This window comes from Crateriforma spongiae (assembly GCF_012290005.1).
GTDB classification, from domain to species: Bacteria; Planctomycetota; Planctomycetia; order Pirellulales; family Pirellulaceae; genus Crateriforma; species Crateriforma spongiae.
Genome location: NZ_JAAXMS010000004.1, coordinates 608395 through 621602, shown reverse-complemented (window position 1 = coordinate 621602; position 13208 = coordinate 608395). Strand labels below are relative to the sequence as shown.

Genomic DNA, 13208 nt, shown 5'->3' with positions numbered 1-13208 from the left:
TCGCCCATCGGATGGGCGTCACACTGCCATCAGGGGCACGGAGGCATCCAACGTGATCTGGAAACGGAAACGAAAAAAACGAACCGCTTCGACACCCGCCAACGGATCCCGTGCGGCGGTCTCACGACGCGGTCTGCATCCGGAACGCTTGGAATCACGACGGTTGATGGCGGCCGATCCGATTCATGTCGGTGTGGTCTATCTGGAAACGGACTACTTGGAATCGGACCAAGACGTCGGCAGTGATTCACGCGGCGACCGATTCATCTTGTCCTTCACCGGTGGTGCCCCGGGGACGGAACTGACCGAGTTGCGGATCAACACCGACAAATACGGCGACGGCGTCAGCATCGGCGATCCGATCTTTGACACCGCCATCGGCGGCCTCGGAAAAAACGGTGCCCACGACTTTGAGATCGTCAAGATTGAAACGGCCGATGGTCGGGTCGCCACCGCGCAAGCCTTTGTCGAAGACGGCGGTCAAGAACTGATCCTGCGTCTGACCAACTTCCAAGCCGGTGACCGCTTGGAGTTCACGATGGACGTCGACGAAGTCCTGCGGCAAAGTTCCGACCTGGACACGTTCAACGCCGGCTTGGACGTGATCACATCGGGACAAGAGTTCCAGGATTCCATTCTGGAAGCCACCTTCAACGCGCCGCACTACGAAACGTCGGTCGCCGATGCGCTGTTCGTCAACGACTTTGGCGATCCCGCGTCCAGCCACGGCTTGGACTTGCCGCCGGACGAAGGCACCCATATCGACAGCCGTCCCAACCGTAGCGCAGCCGCCGTCGGAACCACGGTACAAACACCAAAGCCGGTATCGATCAGCGGATACGTCTGGGTCGACAACGACTTGGACCTGAAACGCGAATCAGGCGAACGCGTCCTCGAAGCCGTTGAAATCGCGTTGTATCAAAAACAAGGCAACTCCTTTGTCGATACCGGGCTGCGTGCCGTGACCGGTGCCGATGGACACTATGAGTTTGCAAAATCATTGGGTCTGATGCCCGGCGAATACAAAGTCGTCCAAGCACAACCCGACGGATTGTTCAGCGTCGGTGCGGTTCTGGGTCAAGTCGACGGGCAAACGGTCGGCAGCGTTGAAAACGTCAACTCACTGTCCAACATCTTGATCGTCGACGGTGATACCGAAGCGATCCTGTATGACTTTGCCGAAGCCGATCCGGCATCGGTGTCCGGATTCGTCTATCGCGACGACAACGACAACGGCCGTCGTGATCCCGGCGAAGTCCCATTGTCGGGCATCCGCGTTGAATTGATCCCCGTCGATACGATCGCCGCGCAGTCGGGTCTGATCGCGACGACCAACGCCGCCGGTGCGTATCAATTCACCGGCCTGGCACCGGGCAACTACCAAATCGTCCAGTTGGACCAGCCGGTCGACTTGCAGGACGGAACCGACGCGGCCGGAACCATCGACGGGACCGTGGTCGGATCGGCCATCAACCCGGGTGACAGCATCGTCGGTGTTCAGCTGGACGGCGGCGACGACGGAATCGAATACAACTTTGGCGAACTGCCCCTGGGATCGCTTTCCGGCTATGTCTATCTGCTGGGGCCCGGCCAAGATTGCGACGGAATCCGTGAAGCGGAAGGGAACACGCCGCTGCAAGACGTCGAGATCATTTTGGAAACGATGGACGGCCAGTTCATCGCTCAAACGGTCACCGATGTCGACGGTCGGTACTTCTTCGACGACCTGACCAAAGGCCAGTACCGTATCCGCGAAATCACACCCGATGGTTTGATTGATGGATCGTCCCACGTCGGTCGAATCGGAACGGTCACGGTCGGGAATTCGATCGACGGCGGCCTGATTCAAGACATCGTGATGATCGCCGGCGGCCACGGCACAGAATACAACTTCTGTGAAGCCGCGCCGGCCGACATCAGCGGCTACGTTTATCACGACGCCTCCGATGACGGACAACGCGATGCATCGGAGACCGGGATTGCCGGTACGCGATTGGACCTGGTGGACTCATCCGGCAACGTGATCGCGACGACCACCACCGATGCCAACGGCTTTTATCGCTTTGCCGACATCTTGCCGGGCGATTACACGATTCGCGAACACCAACCAGACGGTTACTACGACGGTAAAGATTCCGTCGGCACGATCCGCGGCACGCATGTCGGCCAGCTGGGCGGCGACGGTGATTCCTTGGCCGCCATCGAATTGAAACAAGGTGACCTTGGCGTCGAATACAACTTCGGCGAACTGCTGCCGGCGTCATTAGCGGGCCGGGTCCACGTCGACTTGGACGAAGACTGTGAACTGGATCCCGGTGAACCGATGCTGGAGGGTGTCGTGATTCGCTTGCTGGACGCCAGTGGCAACGAAATCGCCATGACGACCACCGACGCGGACGGAAACTACAAGTTCGACAACTTGGTTCCCGGCCGTTACACGGTGATCGAAGAAACCCCCGCAGGCTACTTCGAAGGCGGATCCAAACCGGGATCCGCGGGTGGATTGTCGGACGGCCCCAACCGCATCGGCCAAGTCGACCTTGCCTCCGGTGAAGTCGCGGTCAACTATGACTTTTGCGAACGTCCGCCGGCGGAAATTTCCGGATACGTCTACAACGACGCCGACGGCGATTGCGTGTTTGATCCACAAGAGATCGGCATCGATGGCGTCACCGTCGAACTGTACGACGCCGATGGGAACTTGATCGCCACAACACAAACCGATGCATCGGGGCACTACAGCTTCACACATCTGCAGGCCGGCATGTACACGGTCCGCGAAATTCAGCCCGCCGGTTGGCTGCAAGGCGGGCAGCAAGCCGGATCGGCCGGTGGCGACGATTCGGTCCAAGACACGATCAGCAGCGTGCCGATCTCCTGGGGCGATCGACTGATCCAGTACAACTTCTGTGAACTCGAACCGTCCAGCCTGGCCGGCACCGTGTACGTCGACCGTGACGGTGATTGTTTCCAAGACGACGACGAACCACCGCTTCAAGGCGTTCGCATCGATCTGTTGGACGCCGACGGTCGCATCGTCATGACGACGACCACCGACGCCGACGGCAATTATCGATTCACCAATCTGCGACACGGAACCTACCAAGTCATCGAACATCAGCCCGACGGCTACTTCCAAGGCGGGCAGATGCTGGGCAGCGGCGGCGGCCAAATCTTGGGCGACGACCACATGGCCGTGGACATCGGCATCGGCAAAGACTTGACCGACTATGATTTCTGCGAACTGCCGCCGTCCAGCCTTTCGGGGACCGTTTACGTCGACGCCGACCGTGATTGCGTCTACGATCCGGAAGAAGATCCGTTGGCGGGCGTTCGCGTCGACTTGATCGATGAAGCCGGCAACATCGTGGCGACGACAACCACGGATGCCGACGGCAATTATCAGTTCGACAACCTGGCCCCGGGCACCTACCAGATCTTTGAACACCAACCCGACGGTTACTACCAAGGCGGCCAGAAACTGGGCAGCGGTGGCGGTACCATCTTGGGCCAAGATCACATGTCGGTCGACGTGATGGCCGGCGTCGCACTGGTCGACTACGACTTCTGCGAACAGTTGCCCGCCAGTCTTTCGGGATACGTCTGGAGCGACCAAGACCTGGATCGCCAATTCGATGGTGACGAACTGGCTCTGTCCGGCGTCGTCGTCGAAATCATTGACGCCGAAGGCCAAGTCGCCGGTCGGACCACCACCAACGCGTCCGGATACTACCAGTTCACCGATCTGGCACCGGGCGTCTACTCGGTTCGCGAATTCCAGCCCGAAGGCTACTTCCACGGTGGCGAGACCGTCGGCAGCCACGGCGGAACCGTCGGCGGCGATGACTTGATTGTCGCTGTCGAACTCCGCGGCGGTGACGACGCGGTCCAGTACAACTTCCCGGAAGTCCCGCCGGCAACGATCAGCGGCTATGTCTTTCAAGACGGCGATTCGCTGAAGTTGCAGTTCGTCCCCAGCGCCGAAGACCTGCGTGACTATCGCGACGGGATGTTCACCGCGGACGACACACCGCTGTCCGGCGTCACACTGGAACTGCGGAACGTGCTGGGCCAGATCTTCACCTCCGATCGAATGCTGCCCGGCATCTACAACGACGGATTGGTGCGCATCACCACCGACGCCAACGGCTACTACGAGTTCACCGGACTGCGACCGGGTACCTATCACGTCTACCAAGTCCAGCCCGATGACTACATCGATGCGTTGGACACGCCCGGTTCGACCGGCGGCGTCGCGATCAACCCGGCGGATGTCATCGTCGATCAGGCGGCACTGATCACGTTCCAAACCCTATCGGCCAGCGAAGCCACGGATCCTGGCAGCGACGCGATTCTGAACGTGACCGTCGCCGCCGGGGAAACCAGTGCGTCGAACAACTTCAGTGAGATCTTGGTCGATCCCACGCTGCCGCCGCCGCTGACGGAAAACCCGGAATCGATCCCCGAAGTCGTCGCGCCGATCGAAACGTTTGATCGCCCGATCCGGCTGGTCGGATACGCCGCGCCGTACACCGTTCGCACGCTGGCGCTGCACCCGATCGAATGGGCTGTCAGCTGGCACCTTAGCGTGATCAACGCCGGGTTCCCACGCGGCGAAAACGCCGGCTCGGGCATCGTTCGCACCGCCGGCGCGGAATTCAATGATCCGGCTTGGACCGAAGGCGAATATGCCGCCGGCACATGGTCGGCGATGTCGGGCGATGGCGTGAATCTGTTGTCCGGCGTCAACCTGGGCGGTGGAGACGCGATCGCATTGACCGGTGACTTTAACGGCGATGGTATCGACGAAACGGCGATCTATGTCGCCGGCCGTTGGTACATCGACTTGAACGGCAACGGCGTCTGGGACGAAGGCGACTTGTGGGTCCAATTGGGCACCAAGTACGACCGACCAGTCGTCGGCGATTGGGATGGTGACGGCAAAGACGATGTCGGGATCTTTGGACGCGAGTGGAACCGAGATCCACAACGTGTGGAGATCGATCCGGGGCTTCCCGACCCCGCCAACCGACGGCGCACCGAAGTCGACATCGCCCGTCTGGCCGCCGCGCGAATACTAGAAGAAACGGAAGACCACAAAAAACAGCGTCTGCTGCGACGTGGCAATCGGGGTGATCTGCGTGCCGACGAAGTCGACCACGTGTTCAAGTATGGCGAACACGTCGACCAACCCGTCGTCGGTGATTGGAACGGCGACGGCATCGACCAGATTGCTGTCTTCCGCAGCGGCCAGTGGCTGTTGGATGACAATGGTGACGGTCGCTGGACATCGAAGGACAGTCCCATCGAATTCGGCAAGCCCGGTGACCAGCCGGTGGTCGGTGATTTCAACGGCGACGGCATCGACGAAATCGCCGTGGTCCGCGGCGACACCTGGATCATCGACACCGACGGTGACCGGCGTCTGACCGCCAATGACCAACGCATCGTCGTGCCACGCGGCAGCGCCGACAGCCAACCGGTCACCGGCGACTTCGACGGCGACGGCAAGGACGAACCCGGCTACTACGACGAAGCCTCCTAGCGGCTTCGAACCGATGGCCGCTCCAAAAGGGGTCAGCCGCTCCAAAAGGGGTCAGGCGTCTTTGTTGCGGTGACGCCTGCGGGTTGACAAGCCTAGAGAGTCGTACTCGTCACAAGAGACACCGATATCGATCGCTCCTTGAAGCTTGTTGTGGTGGAGACAGGGCGTGATGTGCGGGACCGACGGAAGGGGTGGTGCCTCAATGCTGGCGCATCCAGCTACGGGACGAATCATCCCCGGTATTGCTCTCCATACCCAGTCTCAACGTACGCCGGTTCGCGGAGCGCAGCGACGAGGCACCGGCAATAACGCCGAACTCTAGATCACGACGACCCCGCCGACGCTCGAAAAGGGGTCAGACGCTCGAAAAGGGGTCAGGCGTCTTTGTTGCGGTGACGCCTGCGGGTTGACAAGCGCAGAGAGTCGTATTCCTCACAAGAGACACCGAAATCGATCGATCGATCATTGAAGCGTGTTGTGGTGGAGACAGGGCGTGATGTACGGGACCGACGGAAGGGGTGGTGCCTGAATGCTGGCGCATCCAGCTACAGGACGAAGCACCACCGGTATTGCTCTCCATACCCAGTCTCAACGTACGCCGGTTCGCGGAGCGCAGCGACGAAGCACTACAGAAACAACCGCCGAACCCTAAATCACGACGTCTCCGCCGGAACTGCGTTGCGTTTGGCACGGCCTACCAAATCTCCTCGTGGCATGTGCCTGGTATCGTCCCGAACGCGAAGCGTGCGTCTTGGCCGCCCACCGACAATGCCGCCTCGCAGCAGCTTCATCAAGCATCGTTGCACACCAATGCTCCGGCTGGATCACTTGCCAAAGACGCCTGACCCCTTTGTTCCCTCAAAACATTTGAAGCGACGCGTCAATCACCTCCGGATCCAGACTGTTTACGAAGCTCCTTCATCGCCTTCCGGTTCAATGCGATTCGCCAACCAGGAAACTCTAGCTCGGCGCTCGAGTTGGGAAGCCCAGCCAGCGTCCTAACGATCGCATCACTCGGGGTCAAAACTGTGTCGTCCCTTCGCTCACTTTCTGTGAACAAATTCGCGCTCATGGTTCGCAGCAAACTCTCGGGGATCTCATTCGCTTTCGTTTCATCCCATTCAAACATCAACTCCACAAGCCAATTCGCACGTTGGAGATCAACTTCCAAACGCATCAATCGCAATTCTTCGTCCGCATGCTGCTGAGCCCAATTGTTTAACCAGCGAATGAAAAACCCAATTGACAAGAAGAAGCCGACCGTTGATGCAACCTGTCGAGAGGCCAGGAAGTAGTCAAGTCCTTCGGTCTCGCTTCGCTCTTGGAACAAGAGGTATCCGGCAAGCGTGCCGAAAGCAACGATCAATACCAAGAAGAATCCCCCAACGGCCCAGAATCGGTTTCGAGTTTCTTTGCTCAAGGAGAAACTGGAGATCCGCGTCGCCAGCATCTTCTCGAGATCAGAGCTAAGTTGCCGTCTTACATGAGTATTGGTCCTGTCATCAAAATCTGCCTTTAACCGTTCAAAATCTGCACGATCTTTCTCCAGTTGCTGACGGACCGCGTTCCGCTCTCCTTCGATTTCAACTCGAGATTGCTCTAGCTCTTGTGCAATCTTTTGCCGCTCGGCGATCGCCTCTTCATAGTGTTTCGCCTTCGCTTTTTCCAGATTCTCTATCAAGCTCGCTTGCAGCGACTCCAATCGCAGAAGTGCTTTCTCTCGTGCATCAAAATGTTCCCGCTGATCTTGGTCCAGAATTGAGTCGACATTGGACGGATTGAATTCACCACACGCGTTCTGAATTACTGCCACCAATAAAGGCAACTGATCCGGACGACGAGTTTTTCGATCCTGAACATTCAACGAGATGGTGGGATTCCGTGGCTGTTTTCCTGCGCCATAGTCAAATTGCCGGTGGATCTGGATGTGTAACGCGTCGGTTCCCCACCGAAGCGCCTTAATTGCGTTTCCGTTGATTTCCAGGAGTTGGGGAATCAATACATGATCGCCGATCTCTTCGAAGCTTTCGAGTTTGCATTCGGGCAATATGTCGCCAGCAAAGTCGATCTTTAGTCCCTTAATCCCCAACTCCTTGGCGACCTCCGATTCACTGATCCGTCGAAGGATCCGGAGGTAGTCTGCGTCGCCACCGGGAAGAATTTCAAAAGTTACCGCCACGATTGACCCCTAGTTTTTGCTCACGTTCATTTGGACCGCCATCTTGGCGGTTCTCTCCATCGACTGAGACTAATCAAAAGTTCAAGACATGAGCAGTCACTAGGCAATTCATTCACGGAGGAAGATGAACCTCCGAACCGGGACAGGCCGCTGTGGGTGCGGACGTTGGGAAACCGGACGTTTCGATCACCCTCGACATACGGTTTCCCGGAAATGGCCTACAGCCCCGCACAACTGTCCTACCTGACCGAACTTGGCATGGCCCCCGACGCCTCTGACGCCACGAGCAAGCCAAAGGGGTCAGGCGAGCAAGAAAAAGGGGTCAAGCACGAAAAAGGGGTCAGGCGTCTTTTCCGCCTTCCCACGCCGGGATTCAGCGGGTTGTTCAATCGGAATGCTGATCGATCCTGATGTTTCCGGATGCATCCTGACGGCATTGACCGATGAAGGCTTGAGATATGGGGCGTGAATCACGACCAAAGTTTTTATCGCAAAACAATAAATCGGCCGTTGCCTCGACCGAGCCCCCAGTTTATCGTTTAGCGATAAATCCAATGGAGGTCCTCGATGTCGTCAAAGCCGTTCTCTTTTCGGTGCTTAAAATTCGTCCTGGCGTGCTGGTGGTGGCTTACCTTGCTTGGGTTCGCCACCTGCCTGTTGTTTCTGATCGCGGCACCCTCTGAAAAACTTTCCTTCGCCGTTTTGGGGTATGCCAGCGACATTGATACGACGGCCTTCTCGGTCCATGACCGGCAAGGGCGATCACTTGATTTTGCTTTCCCCGACGGAGTCCCGGTCACGCTGCAGTTCCCTGAGTCGGGTAACGGCGTTCGGGCCGGCTTGGTTCAGCGCGCATTCGCCGCGTTGGTGATCGTGCCCTGCTTTCTTGTCGGCCTGTTCTTTATCAAGCAGCTCCGCGACATCATGAAAACGGTGGACCAGGACGATCCTTTCGCCGTCGCAAACGCGCGTCGAATTCGCATCATCGGGCTGCTGATTCTTGCGTTTGAATTGATCGTCTGCTTCGGGCGTTTGGCGATGTCCGGATTTGTCGACATCATGGCTCGCCCCAAAGGATTCAACTTCAACGGACGAATCCATCTTGACCTGGAACTGTTGGTGGTCGCGCTTGCGATGCTAGTCCTATCCGAAGTCTTTCGGCACGGCACAAGGTTGCGCGACGAACAATCGTTGACGATTTGAGGTGAATCGATGGCGATCAAAGTCAACTTGAGTCGGGTCATGAAGGAGCGTGAGATCTCGTTGACCCAATTGGCGGATGAAGTCGGCATCACCCTGGCCAATCTATCCATCTTGAAGACGGGAAAGGCCAAGGCGATCCGCTTTAGCACTCTGGACGCGATCTGTCGTGTCTTGGAATGCCAGCCGGGCGACATCTTGGTCCAGGAAGACGAGTCGAATGCGAAGTCGGGTTAAGACGTCGATTGGCGGTGGAGCTAACCCTGAACTCTGGCGAGTCCAGCTACGTGGGCGGGCGTGTCGGGCCCTGAACTCTGGCGAGTCCAGCTACGGGGGGTAGCGATGCGTTAGCGAACGCGTGGACCGAACAGGGACACGAAGCCGATATGGACCCGGTCGCGACTTGCGGCACCGGGGATCTTTTCGAAACCGTGACCATAGGACGCTCGCAGGGATGTCCGATCGGTCAGCGTCAGACGCATTCCCAGGCCCATGCTGATCAAGAACTCGTCGCCGAATTCGCCCGGCAACGGATCGATGTTCGATCCACTGCCCATGTCGACAAACGTGAAGGCGCGAAAGGTGTTCGGATTGGAACAGCAACCGAAACGTTTCATTCGCGGACCGAACTCGAGCGATGCAAACCAGCCGTCATCACTGCTGTAAACACGCTGATCATAGCCGCGAATCGAATCATAGCCGCCGAAGCCGAGCGTCTCGCTGAACAACAGTCGTTCCGATGCCAATTGACCGACAAAACGCCCCATCAATTGCCAGTTCTGCTGCACGTTCCACAGGCGTTCGGCACGCAGTCGTGTGTAGAAATAGTCCGGTGTTGTGTTCGCACGAATTGTATTGAAAGCGGCCGTATTGTGATCGCCGGTGAATCCGGCACCGGGACCGACAAACGAATCCCACATCAGCAATCCGTACTGGTCGCGGCACCCACGGCGAAGATGCTGGAACGACAATCGAAGCTGGATCAAGTCGGCTGCCGAGTTTTGCACCAACTGACCGCCGAATTCAAGGTTGTTGTTCGTCTGTTTGAAATCAACGCCCAGCGACCAATTGGTGTCCACCCATCGAGTCTTCTGTAGGTGATGGGTGATGCCCATTCCCAGTTGCCAGCTTTCACCGTCTTGATTGACCGTTGGGATCGTTGGCGTCACACCGGCCCAACTGCCGTAGGCGTTCCAGCTGATTTTTCGATTCACCGGTTGGGCATAACTGACGCTGTGAGCATTCAGCCGATAAAACTCCGCATCGGCCGTGTACTGATAGCTAAGGATGCCGCCTTTGCCGAATGCATTGCCATAGATCATTCCGGCATACAACCGTTCCAGGCCCAACGTCCGCACGCCCGTGTCTTCGTATCCGGAATACACTCGTATCGGGCAAACGTCATCGATGTCAAAGATGATGTCTGTCGTGCCTTCGATATCACCGGGCCGCATGTCGACCGAAACACGTCGGAACGGATTCTGGTTCAACCAGAACAAGTCGTTGTTCAGTCTACTTTCATAGATCTTGTCGCCGCGGCGTGTACACTGAACCCAATGGCATAGATCTTCCGCTTCAAACACACAGCCATCGGTCATCGTGACCGAACCGATTCGTGCTTCGGTTACGACGATCTGGACGACGCCCGACGTGATCTTCTGTTCGGGGATGACGACGTCGACAACGGGCTGACCGCACTTGCGGTAATAGGTGATGATGTCGCGCGACATCTGGTTCAGCCGACGTAGCGTCACCGGTCCATCAAGATAGCGGTAGACGATCGACTGGACGCCCGATCCATAAACCAGCGACGATCGATCGTCAAAGTCATGCTGGATCCCGGCGACCCCATCATGGGCATCTTCGGCGTCCACCTTGTCGGCATGATCCAGAATGATGACGCCCGCCAGCGCGTCCACCAGCACTTTGTCGCTTCCTTCGACCGGGGCCAGCGATTCAGGCTGAACCGTCGGTTGATTGAACCTGTGGCTCGGCACCGACAGCGGCTTGTATCGTTCGTAGTTTTGGGCCTGCGTTTGCGTGGCAGGAGTGACCAGCGCGGCGGCGACCAGACATCCGGCTAACGCGGAGCGTCTCCATGAAATTTTCATCCTTGGTAATCCTTCACCAATGGCCGATCGCGTCCGGCAGTGCATCAAGGGAGGGCGATTAACGGGGCGCGGCATGGGGCATCGTGCGCTATGACCGAGCAGCATTCAGATCGGAAACCTGCCACCCGGATCGGAGGGTAACGCGGACAGAAACGGGGGTTTCCAGGGACACGCGTACCAGGATGCGGAACGACCGGATTGCTTGGGTTTTTCCGATAACACGCCGGTTTTGGTGACATTGCCCCGCGTTGCCAGAAAAAGTTTGACTCTGTTGGGGGGGCTATCCAAACTAGCCACGCTCCAGGGAGTCCGTTTGAGTCAACCGCAACGGTTGGTTCAGCAACGCTTTCTCGATCCGCACTGTTTTTAAGAATCCTGCTTGCCCGGCAACGATCCGTTGGCCGAGGCGCTTGCGACGAATTGAACGCCATGAGCCAACGACGCCGACGACAAAAGCGTGCCGAACTTCGTAACTTGGTTCTTGGCGGCGTGCTGGCCGTCAGCACGGCAACCACCGCATCCGCTCAAAACCCGACCGGCGGCAATGTGGTCGCCGGGGCCGCGACGATCTCCAACGCCGGATCGACGTTGAACGTCAACGCGTCGACCGATCGAGCGGTGATCAATTGGCAAAGCTTTTCGATCGGCCAAGGCAACACAGCCAACTTCAATTTGCCGTCGGCATCGTCAGCCGTCCTGAACCGCGTGACCACGCCGAACACACCGTCGGCGATTCATGGCGCATTGAACTCCAACGGCAACGTCTTCCTGGTCAACCCCAGCGGTGTGTTGGTGGGGCCATCGGGTGTGGTCAACACCAATGGGTTCACCGCGTCGACGTTTGACATCGGTACCAAAGACTTCATGAATGGCGGTCCGATGACGTTCCGTGGTTCTTCCACGGCGGACATCGTCAATCAGGGAACGATCAACACGGGATCCGGTGGCGCGCACTTCATCGCCAACCAATTCAATAACTCCGGCACGATCAACAGCCTGGGCGGATCGGTCACGGTGGGCAGTGGTCAAAGCGTGACTTACAGCAACGGCGTCACGCATGTCGAAGCGGACATGGCCACGCTGCAAAACGGCTACAGCGAAACGGCATCCTTGATCAACAACACCGGTACGATTCGTGCGACCGGTGCGGTGATGGCGGGCGGCGAGGTTTACCTGACCAACCCAGGTGGCAAGGTCTTCAACAGCGGGACGATCGCGGCCAGTCAGTCCGTCTCCGTCAACACCGGACAACTGAATCACATTGGAACCATCGACACCAGTGGAACCACCGGTGGTTCGGTCACCGTGACGTCCAATGACGCTCTCGTTCAAGGACGCATCGATGCCAGTGGCACGCAGTCTGGCGGTGACGTTCAAATCCAATCCAACACGGTTGACCAATACGCGGCGATCGACGCATCTTCGGATGCCGGGACTGGCGGCAATGTGCAGATCGAAACAACCAATGCCTACACCGCAACGACCGCGGGAGACATCGACGTGTCGGGTGTCGATGGCGGTTCCATCGGCATCACCGGACCGGGCCGCATCGTGACGTCGGCAACACTGGATGCAACCGGGGCGACAGGCAACGGTGGTTCGATCGACGTGTCCAGCAGCACCAAGACGTCGATGCTGGGGGCGACCTTTGACGCATCCGGTGCGGTCGACGGTGGGACGATTCGTGTCGGCGGTGAATACCAAGGCGGCCGCGACCTGACAACCGACGAACTGGCCAACTCCGGGCAGACTTTGATCAGCCCTGGCAGCCAAATCATCGCCACCGGTGAAAGCGGGCAAGGCGGAACGGCAATCGTCTGGAGCGATGACCGTACACAGTTCTACGGCGGCGTGGATGTCAGCGGCAGCGGAGCGGACGGGACCGGCGGATTCGTTGAACTGTCGTCGGCAGGTCTGCTTCAGTATCAAACCACCGACGAAGTTCAAACCGGCGGCGGCACCGTGCTGTTGGATCCTAAGAATGGTGTGATCGTCGATACCGCTCCGTCCGGCATGGACATGATCACGTTTTCGCTGTTGGGTTCCGGCGACACGTTCTTGGACGCCTTTGATCGGTTCGGTGTATCGGTCGGCCTGAACTCGGCGGGTGATCGTTTGGCGGTCGGAGCGATCGGTGACGATGGCGGTTCGGTGTTGAAAGGGGAATCCGGCG

The 13208-nt window shown here is 58.2% G+C and carries 5 protein-coding genes and 1 pseudogene; 4 read left to right on the top strand and 2 right to left on the bottom strand.

What is annotated here, in order from left to right:
* The first annotated feature begins 133 nt into the window (after positions 1-133).
* Positions 134-5545, top strand: a complete 5412-nt coding sequence (locus HFP54_RS13660; protein ID WP_390657377.1) for an SdrD B-like domain-containing protein — start codon at positions 134-136, stop codon at positions 5543-5545.
* Positions 5546-6425: 880 nt separating this feature from the next.
* Here HFP54_RS13660 and HFP54_RS13655 read toward each other — a convergent pair.
* On the bottom strand, positions 6426-7724 hold the full coding sequence (locus HFP54_RS13655) for a hypothetical protein (RefSeq protein ID WP_168565532.1): 1299 nt from the start codon (positions 7722-7724) through the stop codon (positions 6426-6428).
* Between the two features lie 633 nt (positions 7725-8357).
* Between HFP54_RS13655 and HFP54_RS13645 the strand changes: the two genes are divergently transcribed.
* Together HFP54_RS13645 and HFP54_RS13640 are read left to right on the top strand one after the other, a co-directional pair.
* Positions 8358-8927, top strand: coding sequence for a DUF2975 domain-containing protein (locus tag HFP54_RS13645; protein ID WP_206036194.1), 570 nt, complete (start codon positions 8358-8360; stop codon positions 8925-8927).
* Positions 8928-8936: 9 nt separating this feature from the next.
* Positions 8937-9161, top strand: coding sequence for a helix-turn-helix domain-containing protein (locus HFP54_RS13640; RefSeq protein ID WP_168565529.1), 225 nt, complete (start codon positions 8937-8939; stop codon positions 9159-9161).
* 110 nt (positions 9162-9271) lie between these two features.
* Here the strand turns inward: HFP54_RS13640 and HFP54_RS13635 are convergent, their stop codons facing one another.
* Positions 9272-11035, bottom strand: a complete 1764-nt coding sequence (locus tag HFP54_RS13635; RefSeq protein ID WP_168565528.1) for a ShlB/FhaC/HecB family hemolysin secretion/activation protein — start codon at positions 11033-11035, stop codon at positions 9272-9274.
* Between the two features lie 429 nt (positions 11036-11464).
* Here HFP54_RS13635 and HFP54_RS26435 point away from each other — a divergent pair.
* A pseudogene (locus tag HFP54_RS26435) lies at positions 11465-12106 on the top strand (two-partner secretion domain-containing protein); the annotation flags it as partial.
* Between the last annotated feature and the right edge of the window lie 1102 nt (positions 12107-13208).